This window comes from Arthrobacter rhamnosi (assembly GCF_054510855.1).
Map to the genome: position 1 here is coordinate 1 of NZ_JBTNDT010000002.1, position 22,155 is coordinate 22,155.

The 22,155-nt window shown below is 67.9% G+C and carries 21 protein-coding genes; 6 read left to right on the forward strand and 15 right to left on the reverse strand.

Going from position 1 to position 22,155, the window contains the following annotated elements; all coding sequences use genetic code 11:
* Positions 1 to 532 precede the first annotated feature (532 nt).
* Complete coding sequence (locus ACX80I_RS04330; protein WP_459343916.1) at positions 533 to 1,465, reverse strand: EamA family transporter; 933 nt, start codon at positions 1,463 to 1,465, stop codon at positions 533 to 535.
* Between the two features lie 86 nt (positions 1,466 to 1,551).
* On the opposite strand from ACX80I_RS04330, the gene ACX80I_RS04335 reads away from it, so the two are divergent.
* Positions 1,552 to 2,436, forward strand: a complete 885-nt coding sequence (locus ACX80I_RS04335; protein ID WP_459343917.1) for a LysR family transcriptional regulator — start codon at positions 1,552 to 1,554, stop codon at positions 2,434 to 2,436.
* Between the two features lie 163 nt (positions 2,437 to 2,599).
* Here ACX80I_RS04335 and ACX80I_RS04340 read toward each other — a convergent pair whose 3' ends face one another.
* The 3 genes from ACX80I_RS04340 to ACX80I_RS04350 all read right to left on the reverse strand — a co-directional run bounded on the left by ACX80I_RS04340 (position 2,600) and on the right by ACX80I_RS04350 (position 5,792).
* Positions 2,600 to 3,583, reverse strand: coding sequence for a universal stress protein (locus tag ACX80I_RS04340; protein ID WP_459343918.1), 984 nt, complete (start codon positions 3,581 to 3,583; stop codon positions 2,600 to 2,602).
* Positions 3,584 to 4,428: 845 nt separating this feature from the next.
* Positions 4,429 to 4,839, reverse strand: coding sequence for a MarR family winged helix-turn-helix transcriptional regulator (locus ACX80I_RS04345; protein WP_459343919.1), 411 nt, complete (start codon positions 4,837 to 4,839; stop codon positions 4,429 to 4,431).
* Between the two features lie 344 nt (positions 4,840 to 5,183).
* Complete coding sequence (locus ACX80I_RS04350; protein WP_459343920.1) at positions 5,184 to 5,792, reverse strand: TetR/AcrR family transcriptional regulator; 609 nt, start codon at positions 5,790 to 5,792, stop codon at positions 5,184 to 5,186.
* 114 nt (positions 5,793 to 5,906) lie between these two features.
* Here ACX80I_RS04350 and ACX80I_RS04355 point away from each other — a divergent pair, with 114 nt between their 5' ends.
* Entirely contained in the window at positions 5,907 to 6,467 is a 561-nt protein-coding gene (locus tag ACX80I_RS04355) for an NAD(P)H-dependent oxidoreductase (protein WP_459343921.1), read from the forward strand.
* A gap of 152 nt (positions 6,468 to 6,619) precedes the next feature.
* On the opposite strand, the gene ACX80I_RS04360 is transcribed toward ACX80I_RS04355, so the two are convergent.
* From ACX80I_RS04360 to ACX80I_RS04370, 3 genes are all read right to left on the reverse strand, one after another.
* The gene (locus ACX80I_RS04360) at positions 6,620 to 6,811 is read right to left on the reverse strand and encodes a hypothetical protein (RefSeq protein WP_301225027.1); all 192 of its coding nucleotides are present in this window, start codon (positions 6,809 to 6,811) and stop codon (positions 6,620 to 6,622) included.
* On the reverse strand, positions 6,808 to 7,809 hold the full coding sequence (locus ACX80I_RS04365) for a lantibiotic dehydratase C-terminal domain-containing protein (RefSeq protein WP_459343922.1): 1,002 nt from the start codon (positions 7,807 to 7,809) through the stop codon (positions 6,808 to 6,810). Before ACX80I_RS04365 ends, ACX80I_RS04360 begins: the two co-directional genes overlap by 4 nt.
* Before the next feature lie 83 nt (positions 7,810 to 7,892).
* Positions 7,893 to 8,033 (reverse strand): hypothetical protein, encoded by a 141-nt coding sequence (locus ACX80I_RS04370; RefSeq protein WP_459343923.1) that lies wholly within the window; start codon positions 8,031 to 8,033, stop codon positions 7,893 to 7,895.
* Between the two features lie 367 nt (positions 8,034 to 8,400).
* Here ACX80I_RS04370 and ACX80I_RS04375 point away from each other — a divergent pair, with 367 nt between their 5' ends.
* Both ACX80I_RS04375 and ACX80I_RS04380 read left to right on the forward strand, forming a co-directional pair.
* Entirely contained in the window at positions 8,401 to 9,369 is a 969-nt protein-coding gene (locus tag ACX80I_RS04375; protein ID WP_459343924.1) for a helix-turn-helix transcriptional regulator, read from the forward strand.
* A gap of 83 nt (positions 9,370 to 9,452) precedes the next feature.
* Positions 9,453 to 10,745 carry an aminotransferase-like domain-containing protein gene (locus tag ACX80I_RS04380; protein WP_459343925.1) on the forward strand — a complete coding sequence of 431 codons (1,293 nt, stop codon included), beginning with the start codon at positions 9,453 to 9,455 and terminating at the stop codon, positions 10,743 to 10,745.
* Positions 10,746 to 10,851: 106 nt separating this feature from the next.
* Here the strand turns inward: ACX80I_RS04380 and ACX80I_RS04385 are convergent, their stop codons facing one another.
* The 6 genes from ACX80I_RS04385 to ACX80I_RS04410 form a co-directional block, all read right to left on the reverse strand.
* Positions 10,852 to 12,423 carry a dihydrolipoamide acetyltransferase family protein gene (locus ACX80I_RS04385; RefSeq protein ID WP_459343926.1) on the reverse strand — a complete coding sequence of 524 codons (1,572 nt, stop codon included), beginning with the start codon at positions 12,421 to 12,423 and terminating at the stop codon, positions 10,852 to 10,854.
* Between the two features lie 9 nt (positions 12,424 to 12,432).
* Positions 12,433 to 13,407, reverse strand: a complete 975-nt coding sequence (locus ACX80I_RS04390) for an alpha-ketoacid dehydrogenase subunit beta (protein ID WP_459343927.1) — start codon at positions 13,405 to 13,407, stop codon at positions 12,433 to 12,435.
* Complete coding sequence (gene pdhA, locus ACX80I_RS04395; RefSeq protein WP_459343928.1) at positions 13,407 to 14,621, reverse strand: pyruvate dehydrogenase (acetyl-transferring) E1 component subunit alpha; 1,215 nt, start codon at positions 14,619 to 14,621, stop codon at positions 13,407 to 13,409. The genes ACX80I_RS04390 and pdhA overlap by 1 nt, the downstream gene beginning before the upstream one ends.
* Positions 14,622 to 14,756: 135 nt before the next feature.
* A complete protein-coding gene (locus ACX80I_RS04400) occupies positions 14,757 to 15,914 on the reverse strand; it encodes a histidinol-phosphate transaminase (protein ID WP_459343929.1) in 1,158 nt (385 codons plus the stop codon).
* Positions 15,898 to 17,190 carry an alpha/beta hydrolase family protein gene (locus tag ACX80I_RS04405; protein ID WP_459343930.1) on the reverse strand — a complete coding sequence of 431 codons (1,293 nt, stop codon included), beginning with the start codon at positions 17,188 to 17,190 and terminating at the stop codon, positions 15,898 to 15,900. Before ACX80I_RS04405 ends, ACX80I_RS04400 begins: the two co-directional genes overlap by 17 nt.
* The gene (locus ACX80I_RS04410; protein WP_459343931.1) at positions 17,187 to 17,492 is read right to left on the reverse strand and encodes a hypothetical protein; all 306 of its coding nucleotides are present in this window, start codon (positions 17,490 to 17,492) and stop codon (positions 17,187 to 17,189) included. Before ACX80I_RS04410 ends, ACX80I_RS04405 begins: the two co-directional genes overlap by 4 nt.
* Positions 17,493 to 17,615: 123 nt before the next feature.
* Between ACX80I_RS04410 and purB the strand changes: the two genes are divergently transcribed.
* Complete coding sequence (purB, locus tag ACX80I_RS04415; protein WP_459343932.1) at positions 17,616 to 19,046, forward strand: adenylosuccinate lyase; 1,431 nt, start codon at positions 17,616 to 17,618, stop codon at positions 19,044 to 19,046.
* Positions 19,047 to 19,182: 136 nt separating this feature from the next.
* The gene (locus tag ACX80I_RS04420; protein WP_459343933.1) at positions 19,183 to 20,625 is read left to right on the forward strand and encodes a lipase maturation factor family protein; all 1,443 of its coding nucleotides are present in this window, start codon (positions 19,183 to 19,185) and stop codon (positions 20,623 to 20,625) included.
* Here the strand turns inward: ACX80I_RS04420 and ACX80I_RS04425 are convergent.
* Both ACX80I_RS04425 and ACX80I_RS04430 read right to left on the reverse strand, forming a co-directional pair.
* Entirely contained in the window at positions 20,602 to 21,162 is a 561-nt protein-coding gene (locus ACX80I_RS04425; protein WP_459343934.1) for a 2'-5' RNA ligase family protein, read from the reverse strand. The two genes, ACX80I_RS04420 and ACX80I_RS04425, sit on opposite strands and share 24 nt — an antisense overlap.
* A 54-nt stretch (positions 21,163 to 21,216) precedes the next feature.
* Positions 21,217 to 22,149: an FHA domain-containing protein gene (locus tag ACX80I_RS04430; protein ID WP_459343935.1), complete on the reverse strand. Its 933-nt coding sequence runs from the start codon at positions 22,147 to 22,149 to the stop codon at positions 21,217 to 21,219.
* Between the last annotated feature and the right edge of the window lie 6 nt (positions 22,150 to 22,155).

Sequence of the window (22,155 nt, forward strand, 5' to 3'; positions counted from 1 at the left end):
CAGGGAAGCATTTCTGCAGCTCAGCGACTCTTTTGCCGGTCCACGAAGTCCCGCCGCCAAGGGGCCGAAGCCGGGGAGGGGGTATTGCATCACATGCAATAATCACTGTTCTACCTGACATAAGATAGGTTATCGGCGTTTGAAGCACGGGAGTAGAAGCAGTTGCGAGAGCTCGGCGTCAGGTCCAAGTCATCGGCCCACGAACACCAACCCACCCAAATCACCACTGGACCTCCATCGGAGCATCAAGCACGCCCGTCGACTATCGGCCGCACCCTCGAACGAGTCAGGTGAAGAACCCAGTATCCCCTGTCATAAGCCTGCGTCAGTTGCACAACTAGTTGTTAGTCCATCGGCCGTGCGGGAGATGAGGTAGATGGGGCCATGATCGTTAAGTATCGTCAGTCCTCGCCTGACGTTGAACCAGAGGTGGTTCCATGCCCAGGTCTGAAAGTTAACTGGTTGGTGTCGAGGGGTGGAGAGCCTGCCGCTACCTGCGAAGAACAGAACAACCACGGCGGCCTACAGTCCGCTAATCACGGGACATTCCTTGCGGGCGGGGCCGATCAGTCATCGGAGTGATGCGAGCTGATGCAGTGGCAGGTGAGGGTGTCATCAGGAGGGCGGTGATGTTCGCGATGACGATGAGTGCCAGTCCTGCCCATTGAATGACTCCGAGCGTTTCGTGCAGCAGCAGCACGCCGATGAGCGCGGCAAGGACCGGGTGCAGGCTCATGAGAACCCCGAACAGGCTCGTAGGAACCCGTCGTAGGGCGATCAGGTCTGCAACGAAGGGCACGGTGGAGGCGAGGACGCCGGCGCCCACGGCGCACAGAACAGTGAAGGCATCAGGTCGATAGTTGATCAGGACCCAGACGATGATCGGCAGGAAGAGAACGGCGGACACGCCTGTCGCCGTTGCCGTCCCTTGGACCCCGGGTATCCGGGTCCCGATGGTCTTGTTGAGCAGGATGTATGCGGCCCAGCTACTTGCGGCGAGGAGGCCCAACCCTATCCCGATGAAGTCGGTTGAAGGCTCGGGCCGAGTGATAGCGAGGACGCCCACGCCAGCGACGACGGCGCAGATCCCGCTGCTTCTCGTGCGCGAGCTCATTAGGGCAACAGCCAGAGGTCCAAGGAATTCCAGAGTGACGGCCAGGCCCAGGCCGATGCGGTCTATTGATGAGTAGAGGGAAAGGTTCATCGTGCCGAACACCACGGCCAGCAGCAGGACCGGCCACCATTGAGAACGCGTCAGTGTCCATACCCTGGGCCGGACCAGGGGTAGCAGGATGACCGCTGCGACAAGTTGTCGGACAGCGACGACGCCGATCGGGCCAATGATCGGAAAGGCGAGAGAGCCGCTGGCAGCACCGAGCTGATTGGATAACGCTCCAACCATGGCTACCGCAATGCCTGATGCGCGATGCCCGCGCGCGACAGCTGCCTCTTGTTTGGTGGTCATGGATGAAGCTTGCGTGGAAGCGGAACCAGCTCAAAATGCATGGAAACGCCTACTCATGCGCGTTACGCATCAATAGGGTGGAAGGTGTGGATATCGAATTGCGTCACCTGCGCTGCTTTGTCGGAGTTATCGACACCGGTACCTTCACCGATGCCGGGATACAGCTGGGCATCTCGCAAACAGCTGTGTCCCGTAATGTGGCCGCACTCGAAACCGCCCTGGGCGTGCGCTTGCTGCATCGGACCACGCGGAGTACGGAGCTTACCCCTGCAGGCGAGCGAATAATTCGGTATGCACGTCGCGCGCTGACGGTCGTCTCCGACCTCCGTCAGGAAGCATCAGCGTGCACCGACACAGTCCGGATGGGCTACGCCTGGTCCGCTGTGGGGAAACACACTCCGGAACTCCCGCACCGATGGGCAGTATCGTTCCCGCATCTCGAGCTACGCCTGATCAGATCCAACACTCCTACCGCAGGGCTCAGCGACGGCACCAGCGACCTGTCGATCCTGCGACGCACCCCGGATCTGACAGCACTCGACGTCGAAGTTATCGGGTCTGAGAAACGTTACTGCGCCATGTCCGTCGAAGACCCGTTGGCCAGCAAACGCAGTGTTACTCTCACCGAGATCGCAACCCGACCGGTAGCAATCGATCAGCGCACAGGCAGCACCCGCCTCGACCTATGGCCCGAAGGAAAGCAACCTCAGGAGACGATCAACACCGACGACGTTGACGATTGGCTCACTGTCATCGGCAGCGGTAAAGCCCGAGGGATCACCGCGGAATCGACTGCACATCAATACCGCAGGCGCGGCGTCGTCTACCGGCCCGTACGAGACGCAACACCCGTCCTCGTTTACGCAGCTTGGCTCAAAACAGACCCACCGCAGGCCCTCAGGGACGCCATCTCCCTTCTGCAAGAGATTTACGGTCAGCAATCCCGTGGAAAGGGTAGCAACGGAACCTAGGACAGGAGTTGTTCGACGTCCGGCCCTGTCGGCTGTCGATGGGAGCTGACATGGGACAAGTCGTCGGCGGTGACGGATAAAGCTGCCGGCGAAGACACCAGGGCCTCGGACCCTCACGTGTAGTAACCCCGACAGAATCACTGCTCAAGCTTGCCTCAGGGACCTAGTCAGTCGCTGCCGTTGTGGATTGCGCGCGGCGGACGAGGGGTTTCGGCTCAGACGTTGGAACGTGCTCACGGGCAGGTACGCCGAGACGGCGGTTCTCGACCGTCGGATTTGGCGACGGAATCACGAGGGTCAGGCAGGGTGGCCGGAGCAGAACTGCGTGGGCGACAGATCCGAGTCCGATGCCTGAACTTGCGCCTCTCCCGTGTCGCCCGATGACCAGCAGCGAGGCGTCACGGCTGTGTCGAGCCAGGGCTCGGGCAGGAGCGTGGACCGTATCGACGATCCAACTCACAATCAGGGATGGATAGGCAGTCCGGAGCGCTGCGAGAATCGCCGATGTGCTGACCGTGCGCGCCTCGTCGACAGGCGAGGACGGGCGAACTGCCACCACGACCCTCAGGGGCGTCCGCATCCGATTCGCTTCAAAAGCTGCTCGTCTCAACGCTTCGTAGGACTCCGCGGATCCGTCGACTCCCGTGACGACGTGACCGGGGCCTGTTCCGTTCTGACCACCGCCGCGGTGACCGGGAGGGACGATGAGCACGGGAGCTCCTGACCCCAGGGCAACCTCGATTGCCACGGATCCCTGGAAGACGCCCGTCTGGGTGTTCATCCTGTCCGCTCCGACGACGAGCAGCGAGGCTCCTGCAGACAGGCCCACCAGAGCGTGGATGACATCTCCGCTATGCAGATAGGTGGTCGTCCTCAGGCCAGGTAGTCGTGCTTCGATGCGCGCAGCTTCGGCCTGCAGAAGAGCCTCACCGCGCTCAACGATGGGCTCGTACCGGGTGCCGGGCGGCATCAGGTCCGCGCTAGGAACAGCGTGAACGAGCATCAGGGCACGATCGGTATCACGTGCACGACGCGCAGCCCACTCGAGGGCGGGATTCAGCGAGGAAGCACCGCGCACTGCGACGAGTATCGGAAGACGCTCATGCGCAGGCGCGGAAGCGGAGTGGGGTTCGGTAATCATCAGCATGGGAACCTTCGATATACGGACCCACTGGCACGCTCGATCAGGTGCCCCATTTCTGTCCTGACACGGCGTCCGACGCGGCTGACAACGATCGGCGTGCCGGATACCGGAGCTGATCCCTGCACCCCGGCGGTGGACACTGCAGAATCGCCCTGGCCGGGCAGCCGCGAGGTCGACCCCGGCCCAGCCGAACGGCAAGTACGAACACTGCTAGCTGTTGGCCGTTCGATCCTGTGACGTGTGGAGATGTGCATCAGCTTTTCGCCTCCTTCGTCGGATATGGTGACTGCGACGATCCGTCGCAGTGGTGGTGCAGATAGGTACGTAGCGCACCTTTTGTACCTGCCGCTACCAGCTCGGATGGGCGGTCATGGCCTCAGTATGCGCCTGCCACCCAAGGCCCCATCGCGGGCCGCCTTCTCCGAGGATGATGTCCTAGTGGCGGTCGTGATAGAGCCGAACGTCCATCACCTTGAGATCGGTAATCGCTGCCCGAAGAAGAGCTTGCCGTTCGTTGCCATGTTGATCGGTCTGATCCTCCGGAACGACATCACTGGATGGCAGCGGTGGGGTTGGCGTGGTGGCTGCCAGGAAAGCCAGCACATCCCCTGCAAGGGAGGTGCGGACGTCCTGGAGGGACCCGACCAGACTGACGGGCGCAGGCGACGGATGCGAATCCGAACGTCGATCTGGGGTGGGAGGAAATTTCGGGGCTGGATGTCGCATTGGATCTCCGTTTGGTTGGTGCGCAAACTCGGCTACGGAAGGAATCCGCTGTACGCTACGGGCCTCTCAGGGGCTTGCGGGCAGAGGTGCCGTCGGCCAGGCCGGGTCTGGCCCGGCAGGGTTCAAGGGTGAAGAGCTGTGATGATGCGGATCAGTTGGCTGCGGAGCGCTTCGTTCAAGGGACAGGCAGACGCGGCGGAGCTCGGTGACGCGTGGTCGATGCGGGTCAGAAGTGCCATCCCTTCGGTCGTGATGCAGGTCCGGTTCGAGCGCCCGTCCCCGACGTTGCGGAGCCGTGAGACGAGGCCTTTGACTTCGAGCTTCTCAAGAACCTTCCCCATGGTTCGGGACTGCACATGCACCAGGTCGGCGAGGTGCGTCTGGCTGATCGGGCCGCTGTCGGCCAAGGCTTTCAGCGTCGTCGCACTCGATTGGGTGACACCCAGATTCACCAAGCGCATGTTGGTGGTGTGGCCGTTCAGTCGGGCGGCCGTGCTGAGCAAGCGACTGGTGGTCCAGTGAGCTGTATTCACGTGCACCTACTTCCTTCCCCTGTACCCCACCATAACCACCCCGCACAAGCGCGCCCGGAAGTGTGCGCTCCACCGCCCGCTTCCGGACGGGCCCCTATGCCGGCAATGCGCCCGAATGCGGTGATGTGGAGGAGCAGGGCGCACACTGGGACTACTTGGCTGTTGCCGGAGACGGTACGCACGATTCAGTCGGAGACATTGCCGGAACGCGATCGTGGCGGTGGGTTCCTCCCCCGCAGTCAAGAAGCCGGCTTCCCGGGAGGAACACCTAATTCCTTACCCTGCAGCTTTCTCGAAGCCAATGTCCTCACTCCGTGATTACGAGGGGCCCAGTCACCGGGCGGCTACCGGAGGCCCGGACCGGCAGCCAGGGCGGTGACGAGGACCCGCCACGAGGCGGTGAGCCGGGCATCGGTCATGCCCCGGTTCTCCTGCAGATGGAGCAGGAGTGCGGCGTTGAGGAAGGCAGCCAGCTGGTACGCGGCCAGCTCCGGATCCTGGACACCGGCCTCCCGCAGCAGCATGGACAGGTGCAGGCGGGTGAGCTGCTGCGTCGGGTGCTCGAGGTCCGCCCCGCCCCGCTGCTCTGCGGCGCGGAGGATCTGCCCCTCGAAGCGCATCCGCCCGATGCTCGCCTCACCGAAGGCGATGAGGCGATCGAGCGGCGGAGCACCCGGCCCCAGGGGAGGAGGGCCCGCCATGAACGCCGACTGGAAGGAGCGGCCGGCCTCGTCGGCGAGGGCATGCAGCAGGCCCGCCCGATTGCCGAACCTCCGGTACACCGTCCCCTTGCCGACACCCGCACGACGCGCCACCGCGTCGGTGGTCAGCTTGTCCGGGCCACAGGTGGCGACGATCTCGGCTGCGGCATCGAGGAGGAGGCGGCGGTTGCGCGCCGCATCCGTGCGCTCCCCGTCGTCTCCCGGAATCCGGATCATCCCCCTGCCCTGCATGCCGCAACTATAGCCACGGAATAAAACGGACCGCGGTCCGCTTGTACTCTGCAGACGCCTCAGCTGCGTTCCCCTTCAGCCCGACCGCGAGGTCACATATCCCTGGGAGTACAGATGTCCACCACGATCCTGACCCTCGTCGGCAGCCTGCGCGAGGGCTCCATCAACCGCCAGCTCGCCGAGGCGGCCGCGGAGCACGCGCCCGACGCCGTCGACGTCGTCACCTTCGACGCCCTCAGCGACGTCCCGTTCTACAACGAGGACATCGACAACGACGCGGACCGCCCGAAGGCGGCCGACGCTCTCCGCGCAGCCGCTGCCGACGCCGACGCCCTCCTCCTCGTCTCCCCCGAGTACAACGGCACCATGCCCGCCGTCCTGAAGAACGCCATCGACTGGCTGTCGCGCCCGTACGGAGCCGGTGCCATCTCGAGCAAGCCCGCTGCCGTCATCGGTTCCGCTTTCGGCCAGTACGGCGGCGTCTGGGCCCACGACGAGGCCCGCCGCGCCCTCTCAGTCGCAGGCGCCTCCGTCCTCGAGGACGCCAAGCTGTCCATCGGCGGTTCCATCACGCGCTTCGCCGAACTGCACCCGAAGGACGATTCGGAGGTCGCCGGCCAGGTGTCCGATGTGCTGTCCGCCCTTGCCGGGGCAACCGCACCCGTCGCGGCCTGATCCACGCCACCCGACTGGACTGACGCAGCAGGACCCCCAGCAGGATCACGCAGCAGGACGCCGGCGCATTCCGCGCCGGCGTCCTGTCGTTTCTGCTGCCCGTCCGTCTCCGGTGCTGGTTCCTGCCTGCAGTTGCCGCTGTCGAGTGCCGGTCAGTGCCAGAGGCTGTCGGCCCAGGCGGCGTCACGCAGGTAGTCCCTGGCCGGACCGATCTCCCAGAGCTGACCCTGGGACTCGAGGACGCCGTCGTTCTGCATGGATTCGACGGCCTCCGAGGAACACCCGAGGGCGTCCGAGAGGTCGGCATCGTCAAGTGCCAGCACGATGGTGTTCCTGGAGTTCATGGTGCAGTCCTTCCGCTTGAGAGTTCCGAACGGGACGATGGAGCGGTACGAGGTCCGGCGAGCTCGGTCAGCGGCTGCCAGGTCCGTGCATACAGTCCCAGGGCGGCCTCCTCCCGGGCAACGAAACCGAGCCGGTTGAGCGTCATGTGCGCCTGGTACACGGTGAGATGCTGCGCACTGCGGCTCACGCGGACCTTGTCCGCGCGGTACAGGTAGGTATCGAGGGACCGGACCCACCGGCGCCGCCAGTTGTGCACGGTGGACTCCGCAGCCGTCGCCGCCATCAGGGCATGGAAGCCCGTCGACTTGGTGGCGACGCGCAGGGTCATCGCCTCGCGCACGCCCGGGGCGCGGGGGCCGACGTCGGCGGTACAGGTCCGGAGGTGGCCGTCCCAGTAGGCATCCCAGGAGAGCCGGAGGCGGTCGGGCCACGTGGCCGAGTGCGGTCCTCGCATCATGCTGTCCGCGGCGTCGAACAGGAGAAGTGCACCGAGGGCGGAGCGGCTCTGCATCCGGGGGAAGCGCGCGGTGGCCCACAGCGCGAGTTCCGAGCTGAGCTCGAATACCTCCTCCGCGAGGTGCAGGCCCTCGACGCCGCCGTACTTGACCAGGTTCGCCTCGAGCTGCGGATCGGCCATCTCCTGGCCGCCTGAGTAATAGGTGTTGTTGACCGGGGCCGTGAACTGCTGGTGGACCGCCAGCAGGGGGAATCTCCCTCCGCTGCGTGCCTGGAGTGCCCGCTGGAAGGCCCGGAGCCGTTCGAGGACACGGGGATGAGCGTGGATGCTAAGGCGAACCTGGCCGGTGGGCGCGTCGTCGACCCGGGTGAAATACCAGCGTTTGGCACCGAGTGCCTGGGCCTGCGCCACCAGCGGGGTGACCAGCTCTTCGATGATGCCGTCCGCTACATCGAAGCCACCCGTCGAGAGGGAGAGATGCCACCATTGAGTGCTGACGACCATTCGTGAGGCGGTTCGAACGGCGGTCAACTGGCTCATGGCTCTCTCCTTCAGGGTCTGTGATTACCCCCGCTGGGGCGGGCTCTGGGTGGGGCCTCCGGGCTCTAGTCCGGGGCCTCCTGTTACTTGGGCCAGTCCCAGCTACTCGCTGCGACCTCGCCCTTGGGCCAATCCCAGCTTGCTGCGCTGATCGACTGGCCCGCCGGTGCAGCAGCCCCGACCAGGATCATCAGGCCCGCAGTTGCACCGAGTACCTTTTTCATCGCGATCCTTTCCTGCCCGCTGTCCGGGCGGTCGAGCTGCTCCTGCACCGCAGTGCCCGATTCCTGCGGGAGACCCCTCTCGTGCCTCCCCGTGAACCGGCTCCACCAGAATGTCCGGCCCGTGCAGGTAGTGTCCAGCAGTACGGATGGCCGTTTGTGGACATGGCGTCAAAAGGACTCGGGTTCGCTGCCCGAGCCGGCGGTGAACCGCTTTCCGCCCCGTAAATCCGCGGAACGACGGGGATTATGAGGATTTGCGACCTGCCGGAATTGCCTGCCACGCTCATCTGTCATTAACTGGACATGTCATGTTTTTTCCTGCGCAATGATGCCGCTGGCATCACAGCGGCCCGGACAAGGACTGCCTATGCTGGACGCGATGTCGCTCGAGGTCTACCGGTACGCCGTCGGACATCCCGGCTGGACCCGCTCCGAAGCCTCGGATGCGCTGGGCCTGACCCTGCGCCGCATCGACCAGGCCATCGCCGCCCTCTCCGACCGCCGCCTGCTCAGCCCGCAGGCCGGCAGCGCCGCGGGACTGGTCGCGGTGTCCCCCGACGTCGCCCTCGCCGACCTCGTCGACGCGGACGAGCGTGCCATGCAGGAACTGAAGTCGCGCATCAGCAGCCAGCGGCGTGAACTCTCCAGCCTCCTGCCCACGTTCCTCGAGGCGCGGAAGAACGTGCTCGCCAGTACCTCCGTGGAGACGCTCGAGGACCCCCACCTCATCCACCGGGTCCTCATCGACTACGGGCGTGACGTCACGGAGAAGGTCTACATCGCCCAGCCGGGACAGGGCTCGACGGCGGATGTCCACGAGGAGAGCGTCCGCAAGGACCTGGAACTGCTGGAGAACGGCGTACGACGGCGTACGCTCTACGACACGAGCACGCGGGACCACGTGCCGACCCGCAAGGCCGTCGAGGCGATCGCGGCCGGGGGCGGCGAATTCGGCGTCCTGCCCTTCATCCCCCTGCGCATGCTCATCTTCGATGACAAGCTGGCCCTGGTGGCGCGCCAGCTGACGCGGGACGACAAGGCCGCCCTGGTCATTCGGGACCACAGCCTGATCAACATCTTCACGCAGCTGTTCGACATCGCCTGGGAACTCAGCGAGTCCTTCCTCGCTCCCGACCAGGTCGGGTCGCCCCTGAGCAGCCTGCAGCGCTCGATTATCCAGGGACTGGCGAACGGCCTGTCGGACGAGTCGATCGCACGGCGCCTGGATATCAACGTGCGGACCTGTCGTCGGCACATCGCCTGGATGCTGGAAACGCTCCACGCGGAGAGCCGGTTCCAGGCCGCCCTGAAGGCCCGCGAGGCGGGCTGGGTCTGAGCTGGGGCATCCCCACGAGGCCGACCGGACGCCTCTGGTCAACAGCTGTTGCCTCTTGGTGAACCCGCGCCTAGACTCGCGGGATGTCCTCCAGTGAAGCCTCCGCAGACCTCCTGCCCGCCGAGACCGAAGCAGCTCTCGAACGGGCAGTCGATTCGCACAACCGCCACGAGCAGCTCTTCTCGGTACGGGCGGCGAACATCAAGCAGTCCGCCGTACGCGACGTCTTCGACATCTCGATCCGCCCCGGGCTCGTCTCCCTCGCAGGCGGCAGCCCGTACCTGAAGTCCCTGCCGCTCGAGGAGCTCGGCCGCACGGCCCAGACGATCATCGCGGAGCACGGCCTCGAGGCGCTCCAGTACGGCGGCGGGCAGGGCATGGAGCAACTCCGTCAGCTCGTCTGCGACGTCATGGCGGCGGAGGGCATCGAGGGGGTCGACCCCGACGACGTCGTGATCACCACGGGGTCGCAATCCGCCCAGGACGTCGCCGCCAAGGTCTTCTGCAATCCGGGGGACGTCATCCTCTGCGAGGACCCGACCTATGTCGGGGCGCTCAACACCTTCGAGGCGTACGAGGTGGACGTCGTCGCGGTCCCCATGGACGACGACGGCCTGATCCCCGATGAACTGGAGCGTACCATCACGGCGCTCGAGGCGCAGGGACGGGTGATCAAGATGCTCTACACGATCCCCAGCTTCAACAACCCGAGCGGCATCACCCTGGCCGCGGACCGCCGGCAGCGCGTCGTCGACATCTGCCGCGCGCACAACATCCTCGTCCTCGAGGACAACCCCTACGGCATGCTGCGCTTCGACGGCGAGCCGCTGCGGCCCATGCGCGCGGACAACCCCCACGACGTCATCTACCTGGGCTCCTTCTCGAAGATCTTCGCGCCCGGCGTGAGGCTCGGCTGGGCCCTGGTGCCCAAGCACCTCTACCGCCGGTTCTACCTCGCCTGCGAGGCCGTGGTGCTCTGCCCGTCCCCCCTCACGCAGATGCTGGTGACCGCCTACCTCACCGACTACGACTGGCGCGGGCACCTGCACACCATGCGCAGCCTCTACTGCGAGCGGTGCGACGCCATGCTCACCGCCCTGGCCGAGGAATTGCCCGACGGGGTCCACTGGACCACCCCCGACGGCGGATTCTTCGTCTGGGTCACCCTTCCCGAGGGCATCGACACCTATCCCCTGCTCTACAGGGCGATCGACGCCGGCGTGGTCTTCATCCCCGGAGCCGCCTTCACCCCGTCGGACGAGCCGTCCAACAAGCTGCGCCTCGCCTTCAGCGCCGTGGCGCCCGAGGACATCGTCGAGGGCGTCCGGCGCCTCGCACCGATCCTGCGTGCAGCGATCGAGGAGAGCCGGGCCTGATTCCCGGCAAGCGGAAGCCCGGCGTGCGCTTGCCGTCGGGCCTCCGCTTGCCGCCGAGGCGTCAGCGGGGCGGCCCTCCGCCGGGCACCTGCTGGTAAATTCGCCGCTAGTCGAGCAGCAGTGCGGGCTCCTCGAGGATGGAGGCGACGTCGGCCATGAAACGGGCACTGAGGTCGCCGTCCACCACGCGGTGGTCGAAGGAGCCGCCCAGGGTCGTGATCCAGCGGGGGATGACTTCGCCGTCGAGCACCCAGGGCTTCTGCTTGATCGTGCCGAACGCCACGATCGCCACCTCGCCCGGGTTGATGATCGGCGTTCCAGTGTCGATGCCGAGTGCCCCGATGTTGGTGATGGTCAGCGTGCCGCCCTGCATCTGGGCCGGCTGCGTCTTGCCCGCCCTCGCCGTCGTCGCGAGGTCGTTCAGGGCCAGCGCCAGTTCCTTCAGGGACAGGTCCTGCGCGTCCTTGATGTTCGGGACCATGAGGCCGCGCGGGGTGGCGGCGGCGATGCCGAGGTTCATGAAGTGCTTCACGTGGATCTCGTCCTCCGCCCAGGTGGCGTTGACCGACGGGTTGCGTGCCGCGGCCCAGATGACGGCCTTGGAGAGGATGAGCAGGGGCGAGACCCGGATGCCCTCGAAGTCGCGGGATGCCTTGAGCCGCTTTACGAATTCCATGGTCCGGGAGGCGTCGACGTCCACGAAGATGCTGACGTGGGGGGCCGTGAAGGCGCTCTGGACCATGGCCTTCGCCGTGGCCTTGCGCACGCCCTTCACCGGGATGCGCTCGATCCGCCCGCCGCCGAGGAGCTTGCGGTCGGCCCAGAAGGAATCGGCCCCGTCCTGCTCCGCGTCGCGCTGCGACTGGTAGCTCATGAGGTCCTGCTTCGTGACCTCCCCCGCGGATCCCGTGGCGGGGACGTCGGCGAGGTTGATGCCCAGGTCGCGCGCTGCCTTGCGGACCGGGGGTTTCGCCAGGACGCGGTTGATCAGCTGGTTGAGCGGATTGCTCCGCGAGGGCGTGCCCGCCTCCGCGGGCTGCGCGGCAGACGTGCCTGCCGTCGGATTCGCCGGAGGATTCGCCGGAGGATTCGCCGCAGGGCTCGGCAGCTCCGTGCCGGCGCCGGCGGCTGCCGGCGCCTTCCGCGGCCGGCGCTTGACGGCGTCGGCCTTCGGTCCGGTGCCCACGAGGGGACCCGGGGCCGCTTCGGATGCGGCTGGTTCGGGGGCGTCGGCCCCCGGGCCGGCCGGGTGACCCGCCTCCAGCCCTCCGAGCTCGCCGGGCATGCCGGGCACCGGCAGCTCGCCGTCCGGCACGTGGCCTTGTGCCGGCGGCTGGTGGTCCACGCCGCCCTGCACCCCGTTCCCGGGAGCTGCTGCACCGTCCTGGGATCCGCGCGCTGCGCCGTCACTCCCGCCGACACCCGGCACGGAGACGGCGGAGTCCTCGACGGAGATGATCGGCGTGCCGACCTCGATGGTCTCCCCCTCGGCCACGAGCAGTTCGGCGACGGTCCCCGCATAGGGCGAGGAGAGCTCGACGAGGGACTTGGCGGTCTCGATCTCGCAGATGACGTCGTTCACGGACACCGTAGCCCCGGGAGCCACCTTCCACTGCACGATCTCTGCCTCGGTGAGGCCCTCACCGACGTCGGGCAGGTTGAACGTATTGAGCGTCATGATGGTCCTTCAGTAAGCGAAGGCACGGTCGAGTGCCTCGAGGATGCGGTCGATGTCCGGCAGGTACTGTTCCTCCACACGGGCCACGGGGTAGGGCATGTGGAAGCCGCCCACGCGGATGACGGGTGATTCGAGGGACAGGAAGGCACGCTCGGAGATCCGCGCGGCGATCTCACCGCCGATGCCGCCGAAGGTGGGAGCCTCGTGCGCGACGATCAGCCGGCCGGTGCGCGTGACCGACTCCGTGACGGTGTCGAAGTCGATCGGCGAGATGGAGCGGAGGTCGATGACCTCGATGCTCCGGCCGTCCGTCTCCGCAGCCGCAGCAGCCGCGAGGGCCACGGGGACGAGCGGCCCGTAGGCGACGACGGTCGCGTCCGTTCCCCGGCGCAGGACCTGGGCGGAGAACGGGTCCCCCGCGGGGGCGGACGTGTCCACCTCACCCTTGAGCCAGTAACGTCGCTTCGGCTCGAAGACGATCACGGGGTCCTCGCAGGTGACGGCCTGCTGGATCATCCAGTAGGCGTCCTGGGGGTTCGACGGCGTGATGATCCGCAGTCCGGCCGTGTGCGCGAAGAGAGCCTCGGGGGACTCCGAGTGGTGCTCGACGCTGCCGATGCCGCCGCCGTAGGGGATGCGGATGACGACGGGAGCGCTGAGCATGCCGTCGCTGCGGGTCCGCAGCTTGGCGAGCTGCGTGGTGATCTGGTTGAAGCCCGGGAAGACGAAGCCGTCGAACTGGATTTCGCAGATGGGACGGTACCCGCGCAGGGCCAGGCCGATGGCCGTGCCGATGATGCCGGACTCGGCCAGCGGCGAGTCGACCACCCGCAGCGCCCCGAAGTCCCGCTTCAGGCCGTCCGTCACGCGGTACACGCCCCCGAGCTCCCCGATGTCCTCACCCATCAGCAGGGTCTTCGGATCCGACGCGAGCGACGCCCGCAGCCCCTCGTTGATCGCCTTCGCGATCGTCATCGTCGCCATCAGGCGTGCTTCCCTTCATCGGCGAACCCGGCCTCGTACTCCTGGAAGAACCGCAGCTCCTCCTGGACGAGCGGATGCGGTTCTGCGTAGACCGTGGCGAAACGGTCCGCGAGTTCCGGCGCCGTCATCGACAGCACGGCCTGGCGCAGCTCCGTGGCCATGGCACGGGCCTCCGCGCCGAGCTCCTCGAAGAAGGCATCGTCCGCCATCCCTGCCGACCGGAGGTAGGACTCGAGCCGCACCAGGGGGTCCCGGGGCTGCCACTCCTGCTCGTCGCGTGACAGCCGGTACTTCGTCGGGTCGTCCGCGGTCGTGTGGGCGCTCATGCGGTAGGTGTAGGCCTCGATCAGGACCGGGCCCTGTCCGGACCGGGCATGTTCGAGCGCCCAGCGCGTGACGGCCTCGACGGCGACCACGTCGTTGCCGTCCACGCGGATGCCCGGGAACCCGTAGCCCTCCGCCCGCTGGGCGAGGGGCACCCGGGTCTGGACGCTGGACGGGACGGAGATGGCCCACTGGTTGTTCTGGCAGAAGAACACGACGGGGGCGTTGAAGGACGCGGCGAACACCATCGACTCGTGGATGTCACCCTCGGAACTCGCCCCGTCGCCGAAGTAGGCGATGGAAGCCGCCGGCGGCAGGGACGGGTCGGCGAGCTGGTCCCGCTGCATGCCCATCGCATAGCCGACGGCGTGCAGGGACTGCGCCGCGAGCACCAGCGTGTAGAGGTGGAAGTTCCGCTCGCGCGGATCCCAGCCGCCGTTGGTCACGCCTCGGAACAGGCGGAGGATGTCCGGGAGTTCGACGCCGCGCGTCAGGGCCACGCCGTGCTCCCGGTAGGTGGGGAAGGCGTAGTCCTGCGGCTCCAGGGCACGTCCGGAGCCGATCTGCGCGGCCTCCTGCCCGGTCAGCGGCACCCAGAGGGCGAGCTGGCCCTGGCGCTGCAGGGCCGTGGACTCCTGGTCGAAGCGACGGATCAGGAACATGTCGCGGTAGAGCGAGCGCATGTGCGCGGCGTCGGAGGCCGAGAGGTACGGGGAGAAGTCGATGGTGCTGCCGGCGATCTCCGCCGTCAGCCCGCCGGCCATGGTCCCGTCGGCCGAGAGGATCTGCAGCATCCCGGCGTCGGGTTCCTGCCGGCCACCGGCGGAGTGCACAGCACGCCCGACTTCCTCGACCTCGAATTCCGCTGCCGGCAATCGGCTGCTGTTCATCCCTGCTCCTCACCCGACGCAGAACATTCCCTTCGAGGAATGTATGCTGTAAGCCATACACCGAAGAACATATGTCCCGGCGACGTACTGATCAAGACTAGTCAGCGCGGGCCCCTGGGCCTATTTAAGACCGCATCACTCGCTGACGGGCCGGTGCGTGTAGCCTCTGCACAGCTCCAGGAAGCGCGTATTCGCCGCCTCCTCGCCGATGGAGACCCGCACGCCCTCCGAGCCGAAGGGGCGTACCGACAGAGCACGTTCCCCGGCCTTCGCCGCGAAGTCCTCACTGTGCTCGCCGAGCGCCAGCCAGACGAAGTTCCCCTCGGCTTCGGGCACGGTCCACCCGAGACCGCGCAGCCCCTCCACCACACGGGTGCGCTCATCGACGATCGACTGCACGCGCGCCTCGACCTCCCCGATGTGGCGCAGCGAGGTGACGGCGGCGTGCTCGGCGATCTGTGACACGGCGAACGGGACGGCGCTGACCCTCAGGTGCTCGGTGAGCGCCTGCTGGGAGACGGAGTACCCGACCCGCAGCCCCGCCAGGCCGTGGGCCTTGGAGAAGGTGCGGAGCACGATCACGTTCGGGTAGTCCCGGTAGAGGTCGATGCCGTTGACGGCGTCCGGGCGGCGGACGAACTCCTGGTAGGCCTCGTCGATCACGACCACGACGTGCGGGGGCACCTCCGCCAGGAAGTCGACGACCTCCCGGCGGGTGAGGATGGGACCGGTGGGGTTGTTGGGCGTGCAGAGCAGGACGACGCGCGTCCGGTCGGTGATCGTCGCGGCCATGGCCTCGAGGTCGTGCGTGCCGTCCGCCCGGACCGGCACCTGGACGCCGGCCGCACCGGCGAGTCCGACGCTGATGGGATAGGCCTCGAACGACCGCCAGGCGTAGACCACCTCGTCGGGTGCATCGAAATCGTTCTGCCCCGCGAAGGTGGCGAGGATCTGGTTGAGGGCGCCCAGGCTGCCCGCGCCGGTCACGATGTCGGTGGCGGGGACACCCAGGTAGCCCGCCAGTTCGGTCCGCAGGGCTGTGGTCAGCGGGTCCGGGTACCGGTTGATCGACGTCTCGGACGCGATCGCCTCGAGGACGGCGGGCAGCGGCGGCAGGGGGTTCTCGTTCGACGAGAGCTTGAAGCTCTCCAGCCCCTCGACGACGACTGGCGGCTTGCCGGCCGCGTAGCGGGGAAGCTTGCCGAGGACACCGCGGGGACGGATTCCGGCGGGGCCGCTGACCGCGCCCGGCTCGTCGGAGGGCGTTACCGGCAGGTCATCGATCGACGTCATGGCCATAGCCTAGACCGGCTTCCCTGCGCCCCGTGTGCACGCGGGGTCCCGGTGCCCCTGCCGGGCGGGGACGCCGGAACGCCCTGAAGGAATAGCGGCGCGCGGTTCCGGCGGCGCCGGCCGCGGCGAGGAGGGCCGTCGCGGGCGCAAGCGACGGCGCCTCGCTCGCGTCGACGAGGCGGGCCCCTTCCGCGTAGTTGTCCAGCTTGTGCGCCGGGCCGAGGCCCCACGGCTCCTGCGACCCGTCCGTGCTGCGCCCGGGGTCCGGCACCGGGGTGTGCAGTGTGACGGTGGTGCGGTGGCGGTCGTCGCTGTTGAGGGTCGAATCGAGCTCCGGGACGGCGTCGGCGCTGTGTTCCAGGTGGAGGTACTCGCTGCTGCCGGATGCGTGCCAGCCGGTGGGAGAACCCACCGTCAGGACGAGCTGCACGTCGTACCGCCCGCCCATCGCGCCGGCGAGGTTGACGGCGTGGAGGCCACCCTGGCTGTACCCCGCGACGATCAGGGAATCACCGGGATGGGCGCCGGCCCGCCCGAGGGCATCCAGGACGGCCGCCCCGGTGAAGAGGCTGTCTTCCGCGAGCGCCTCCGCGATGCCGCCGATGTCGAACGGATTGCTTCCCGCCGCCTCCCCCGGTCCGGGCTGCGTTCCCGGCAGCACGACGACGTAGACCGGGCTGCCCGCGGTCCCTGCCCGGAGGACCTCGAAGGTCCCCGGGTCGTCGGCCTCCACCGCGGCCAACCGGCCGACGACGCCCTCGACCGTCCCGTCGAACGCCACCGGAGTGCCGGCCGCCCGGTTCCGCAGTGCGATCGGACCGACCTCCACCACTCCCCCGCTGATCGCTCCGCGGGCAACCGCGCGGATCGTCGCCGCACTCCCGGCCCGCGCCGCATCAGCGGCCGCTGCCGCCACGCCGTCCGCCATCCGGTAGGCCCGCAGGCTCGCCCGGAGCCGTTCCTCCGTCGAGGCCAGGGAGCGCCCGTTGTCGGCAGCGGTCGTCCGCGCGCCGTCGAGCTGCGAGAGTGCGTCCTGGTAGTGCAGTCCCGCACCGGCCCCGAGGAGCTGGAGGTGCAGGACCCGCCAGGGCAGTTCGCACACCTCGCGATCGAGGCGCGCGAGGGAGACGGCGACATCCCCTGCCTCCACCGCGAGGAGGGAGAGCACGCGGGCCGCCTCCTCGAGTTCCTCCCACTGGAAACGGATACCGCCGACGCCGCCGCGGACGGTCAGGGGGCCGTCGTCGCCCTCCACCGGGCGGAGCCCGTCCGTCACAGTCCTGCCTGCCGCCGGAGAGCTTCCGCCTCGAGGACCAACCGGCCGTACTCGTCGAGGTCGCGGGCTGCCGACTCGAGCAGGTCGATCGTCCGGGAGAGTTCCCTGCAGCGCTCGCCGAGGTAGGACCTGAAGTTGTCCCCTGCCGGGGATTCCCAGGACCACAGGGAGACGGACAGTGCATGCCGCCGGATGCCGGCGAGCCTGCCGGCATGCCACCGCACGGCTGCCGTCAGGGCGGCGAGGTCCGCGCCCGCCACCGCTCCGTGTCCGAACGCCGGACCCGCCTCCAGCCACTCCATCGCCGTGCCCCTTTCCTGGCCGTTCCCCAACGCTAGGAACACGCAGGGCGCCGGGCCGGCGGGGCCGCAGGTATGTGGACAGCAGCGTGAACTCCGGGGCCGGCCTCGTGAAAGAATGGCGCAATGGCTGACTCCACGCTCTCCCGGGTTGAATTCGCTGCACTGTCCCGAGGGGAGGCCACGTCCCTGACCCTCGGTCCGCTCGACGGCCGGTACCGTGAAGCGGTTGCCCCGCTCATCGACTTCCTCTCGGAAGCGGCCCTCAACCGCGACCGCGTCCATGTCGAGGTCGAATGGCTGATCCACCTCACACGGTCCGCCGTGCTGCCCGGTACGGAGCCGCTCAGCGAGGACCAGGAGGCCCGGCTCCGCGCCGTCGTCACGTCATTCGACGCGGACTCGGTCACCGAACTCGGCGAGATCGAGAAGGTCACGGTCCACGACGTCAAGGCCGTGGAGTACTACATCGGACGGCGCCTCGAGGGCATCGGCATCGGCCGGCTGAAGCCCCTGGTCCACTTCGGCTGCACCTCGGAGGACATCAACAACCTGTCCTATGCCCTCGGCATCAAGGGTGCCGTGCTGGACATCTGGCTCCCCGCCGCACGGGACCTCGTCGCCTCGATCGCGGAGCTGGCCAGGACCTCGAGGGACACCCCGATGCTCTCGCGCACGCACGGCCAGCCGGCGACGCCTACCACGCTCGGCAAGGAGATGGCCGTCGTCGCCCATCGCCTGAACCGGCAGCTGGACCGCATCGCCTCGACGGAGTTCCTCGGCAAGATTAACGGCGCAACGGGCACCTATGCCGCGCACTACGCCTCGGTCCCGCAGGCCGACTGGCAGGAGGTGTCCCGGTCCTTCGTCGAGGGTCTCGGGCTGACCTGGAACCCCCTCACGACGCAGATCGAATCGCACGACTGGCAGGCGGAGCTGTACTCGGACGTCGCCCGGTTCAACCGGATCCTGCACAACTTCTGCACCGACGTCTGGAGCTACATCTCCATCGGCTACTTCACCCAGATCCCGGTGGCCGGCGCGACGGGCTCGTCCACCATGCCCCACAAGGTCAACCCGATCCGCTTCGAGAACGCGGAAGCCAACCTGGAGATCTCCTCGGCACTGCTCGACGTCCTGGCGTCGACCCTCGTGACCTCACGCTGGCAGCGGGACCTCACGGACTCCTCGAGCCAGCGCAACATCGGCGTGGCCCTGGGCCATTCACTGCTCGCCATCTCGAACGTGGCGAAGGGACTCGCCCGCCTCGACGTGGCCGAGGACGTCCTCGCTGCGGACCTCGACGGCAACTGGGAGGTCCTCGGGGAGGCCGTGCAGATGGTCATGCGGGCCGAGGCGATCGCCGGGGTGCCGGGGCTCGACGATCCGTACGAGCGCCTGAAGGAACTGACCCGCGGCCACCGCGTGGACGCGGGACGCATGCGGGAGTTCGTCGGCAGCCTGGGGCTCAGCGCCGAGGCCGAGCAGCGGCTCCTGGACCTCTCCCCCGCCACCTACACCGGGATCGCCGCGCAGCTCGTGGACCACCTGGGCTGATCCGGCCCGGGCCGGTGCCCGCAGGCCCGCCAGGGAGCGTCCGAAGAACGGTCCGACGCCGCTAGCACGACGCACCGCTCCATGGCGTACGGACGTGTCCTTGACGCTGCCTCGGCGGCAACAGGACGCTGGAGGAATGGAGTGGTTGACCGACGTCCTGGCGGCCGAGGACTACGAGGTGGGCCGGCAGATCGTGCAGCGCGGCGTCGCGGCCGTGTACCTCGTGGCATTCCTGTCCGCGGTGGCGCAGTTCCCGGCGCTCCTCGGCGAGAAGGGCCTGATGCCCGTCCCGGAGTTCCTCGAACGGGCCGGGAAGCGGGCCGGTCCCTCACTGTTCCACCGGCGCTACTCCGACCGGCTGCTGCTGACCGTCGCCTGGTCCGGGGCGGCCATCGCCGCACTGCTCGTGGCCGGGCTCCCGCAGGCGGGGCCGCCATGGCTGCCCCTGGTGGCCTTCCTCGTCATCTGGTGGCTCTACACCTCGATCGTCAACGTGGGACAGACCTTCTACGGCTTCGGCTGGGAGAGCCTCCTCCTCGAGGCCGGGTTCATCGTCGCGTTCCTCGGATCGAACGAGGTCGCCCCGCCCTTCCTGGTCCTGCTGATGATCCGCTGGCTCGTCTTCCGCCTCGAATTCGGGGCGGGCATGATCAAGATGCGCGGCGACCGCTCCTGGCGCGACCTGACGGCGCTGTACTACCACCACGAGACCCAGCCGATGCCGAACCCGGCAAGCCGCTTCTTCCACCTGCTGCCCAAGCCGCTGCACCGCCTGGAGGTGGCGGGCAACCACGTGACGCAGCTCGTGGTCCCGTTCCTCCTCTTCGCACCGCAGCCCGTCGCCGGATTCGCGGCCCTCGTCATGATCCTCACGCAGGGCTGGCTCGTGCTCTCGGGCAACTTCGCGTGGCTCAACACGCTGACGATCATCCTGGCCTTCGCCGCCGTCCCCGATTCCTTCTACGCCGCGGTGGTCCCGGCCTTTGACGCCGCCGGGACCTACGAGGGGACCCCGCTGGAGTTCACCGCCGTCGTCGTGCTCGCCATGCTGTTCCTCGCCTACCTGAGCTGGCCGTCGCTCCTGAACCTGTTCGCGAAACGGCAGCTGATGAACGCGAGCTTCAACCGCTGGCACCTCGGCAACGCCTACGGCGCGTTCGGCAGCGTCACGAAGGTCCGTTACGAGGTGATCGTCGAGGGAACGCTCGACGACGTCGGACCGGGCGCCCAGTGGCGGGAGTACGAGTTCAAGGGCAAGCCGGGAGACCCGTCCCGCATGCCGCGCCAGTTCGCCCCGTACCACCTGCGGCTCGACTGGATGATGTGGTTCCTGGCCCTCGGCTCCGAGCGGGGCTGGTTCACACCGTTCCTGGTCAAGCTGCTGCAGGCGGATCCGCTGATCCTGAAGCTGCTGCGCAAGGACCCGTTCGACGGCGCCCGGCCGCGCTATGTCCGGGCCCGCATCTTCCTGTACCGCTTCTCGACGCGCGCGGAGAAGCGCGCGACCGGGCTCTGGTGGATCCGCGAACCGCAGGGCGTCCTGGTCCATCCGGCGTCACTGCGGGCCGAGGTCTCCTGAGCGCGGAGGCCCCGCTCCCCCGCCCAGCTGGATGAGGCGCTTCTCCTTCGCGTCCCAGCGCCGGACGATCCCGGCGTCGAGCCGCTCCGGCGGACGATCCCGCAGGATGCCGAAGGCTACGGCCAACTGGTCCGCGGTGAGTCCGTGACCGAGCGTGATGTGCGGCGTCCAGGACCCGGGAACGGTGGTCGGCACGACGTCCGGGACGCCGTCGAGGGCCCCCCAGAGGCGACGGTGCAGATCGGTCAGGGCGGGGTCTGCCACGACCTGCCGCGCGAGCACGAACTTCCGTCGCGTCGGGAAGACGAGGAAGCCGGCCGTCACTAGTTCCAGCGCTTCCCCCACGGCGGCGGCGGCGAGGTCGGCGTCGTAGCGGTCGTCGATCCGTGCGGCAGCCGCGAGCGTGATGTGCGGGGCGTTGCTGAAGGACTGGTGCTGTGACTGGTTGGGCAGGCCTGCTGCCTCCAGCGCGGCCCAGTCGTCGAGCAGGAATCCCTCCGACGCCGGGCCCAGCAGGAGTTCGACGCTATCGGCCATGCCGTGCTTGTCCTCCTACCGGTCCCTGCGACGCGTCCGGTGCCTGCACCGTGCTCAGCGCGGCGGGCGCCGGAAGTCGCCGACGCCCGTGGATCCGTCCACCTCGGTGCTGCCCGTCCGTGGATCACGCTGCGGCCGCTGGTAGGCGAGTTCCCCGCCGTTGCGCCCGCCGAAGGGCCGCCCGTGGTCGGCGTACTCCTCACGGAAGTAGGCCAGCGCCCACTCGCCGAGCAGGATGCGCGCGCCGGTGCGGAGGACCGATTCCTGCCGGCCCCCCATGCTTCCCGTGACGACCCCGTGGGGGACGAGCACGTACTCGTCGTCCTCCGTGTGGAGGACCTCGGCGTGGAGGTCGTCCAGGCCTGCCAGGTGCAGCATCGCGTCGTCACCGCTTCCGATCGTGGTGCGATCGGCGGTGAGTTCGAATTCACGCGGAACCTGGCCGTTCCAGGTCGCGGAGTTCTGCACGAAGATCAGCCGCGGGCGGCCCCCGCCGCGCACGTAGTGCGTCGTCGTGATCGTCCGCCTGATCCGTCGGTTGACGGTTGGCACCAGCGGGAGCGGCGTCGACAGGGGAAGGAGCGACTGCGAAGGGGCCGAGGGCGACGCACCCTTCTCGAGTGCGCGGCGGCCGACGCCGAGCAGCGGCGCGAGCGTGCCGGGCGAGCCGAGCCTGATGTGCGGGGACCTCGTGATCAGCCGCTGCGCGAGGGAGGGTTTCACTGCGCCGAGGCTGATCAGGGGCCCATTGGGCCCGGTCACCGAGAGTGCGAGGCCGCGCGCTGCGAGCTGCTCGGCGAAACCGCGCACCTGCCCCAGGCTGGGGAGGTTGGTGCCGCGGAAGGACCCGGGATCGTCGACGAAGACGTCGACCGTGGTGCCGGCCGCCTTCACGGTGCCGGACAGTCTCGCCTCCGGTTTGCCGTCGGTGGCCGGCTCCGCCAGCGAGAAGTCGATGTCGATGTCGAACCTGAGTGACGAGGCCATGTCGGT

Excerpts from the sequence above, each read along its gene's own strand:
- ACX80I_RS04370 (WP_459343923.1), bottom strand. The coding sequence starts at position 8,033 with ATGAAAAAGGTACTCGGTGCAACTGCGGGCCTGATGATCCTGGTCGGG.
- ACX80I_RS04390 (WP_459343927.1), bottom strand. The coding sequence starts at position 13,407 with ATGGCGACGATGACGATCGCGAAGGCGATCAACGAGGGGCTGCGGGCG.
- pdhA (WP_459343928.1), bottom strand. The coding sequence starts at position 14,621 with ATGAACAGCAGCCGATTGCCGGCAGCGGAATTCGAGGTCGAGGAAGTC.
- ACX80I_RS04385 (WP_459343926.1), bottom strand. The coding sequence starts at position 12,423 with ATGACGCTCAATACGTTCAACCTGCCCGACGTCGGTGAGGGCCTCACC.
- ACX80I_RS04400 (WP_459343929.1), bottom strand. The coding sequence starts at position 15,914 with ATGACGTCGATCGATGACCTGCCGGTAACGCCCTCCGACGAGCCGGGC.
- ACX80I_RS04425 (WP_459343934.1), bottom strand. The coding sequence starts at position 21,162 with ATGGCCGATAGCGTCGAACTCCTGCTGGGCCCGGCGTCGGAGGGATTC.
- ACX80I_RS04375 (WP_459343924.1), top strand. The coding sequence starts at position 8,401 with ATGCTGGACGCGATGTCGCTCGAGGTCTACCGGTACGCCGTCGGACAT.
- ACX80I_RS04355 (WP_459343921.1), top strand. The coding sequence starts at position 5,907 with ATGTCCACCACGATCCTGACCCTCGTCGGCAGCCTGCGCGAGGGCTCC.
- ACX80I_RS04340 (WP_459343918.1), bottom strand. The coding sequence starts at position 3,583 with ATGCTGATGATTACCGAACCCCACTCCGCTTCCGCGCCTGCGCATGAG.
- ACX80I_RS04350 (WP_459343920.1), bottom strand. The coding sequence starts at position 5,792 with ATGCAGGGCAGGGGGATGATCCGGATTCCGGGAGACGACGGGGAGCGC.
- ACX80I_RS04360 (WP_301225027.1), bottom strand. The coding sequence starts at position 6,811 with ATGAACTCCAGGAACACCATCGTGCTGGCACTTGACGATGCCGACCTC.
- ACX80I_RS04430 (WP_459343935.1), bottom strand. The coding sequence starts at position 22,149 with ATGGCCTCGTCACTCAGGTTCGACATCGACATCGACTTCTCGCTGGCG.
- ACX80I_RS04410 (WP_459343931.1), bottom strand. The coding sequence starts at position 17,492 with ATGGAGTGGCTGGAGGCGGGTCCGGCGTTCGGACACGGAGCGGTGGCG.
- ACX80I_RS04330 (WP_459343916.1), bottom strand. The coding sequence starts at position 1,465 with ATGACCACCAAACAAGAGGCAGCTGTCGCGCGCGGGCATCGCGCATCA.
- ACX80I_RS04380 (WP_459343925.1), top strand. The coding sequence starts at position 9,453 with ATGTCCTCCAGTGAAGCCTCCGCAGACCTCCTGCCCGCCGAGACCGAA.
- ACX80I_RS04420 (WP_459343933.1), top strand. The coding sequence starts at position 19,183 with ATGGAGTGGTTGACCGACGTCCTGGCGGCCGAGGACTACGAGGTGGGC.
- ACX80I_RS04365 (WP_459343922.1), bottom strand. The coding sequence starts at position 7,809 with ATGAGCCAGTTGACCGCCGTTCGAACCGCCTCACGAATGGTCGTCAGC.
- purB (WP_459343932.1), top strand. The coding sequence starts at position 17,616 with ATGGCTGACTCCACGCTCTCCCGGGTTGAATTCGCTGCACTGTCCCGA.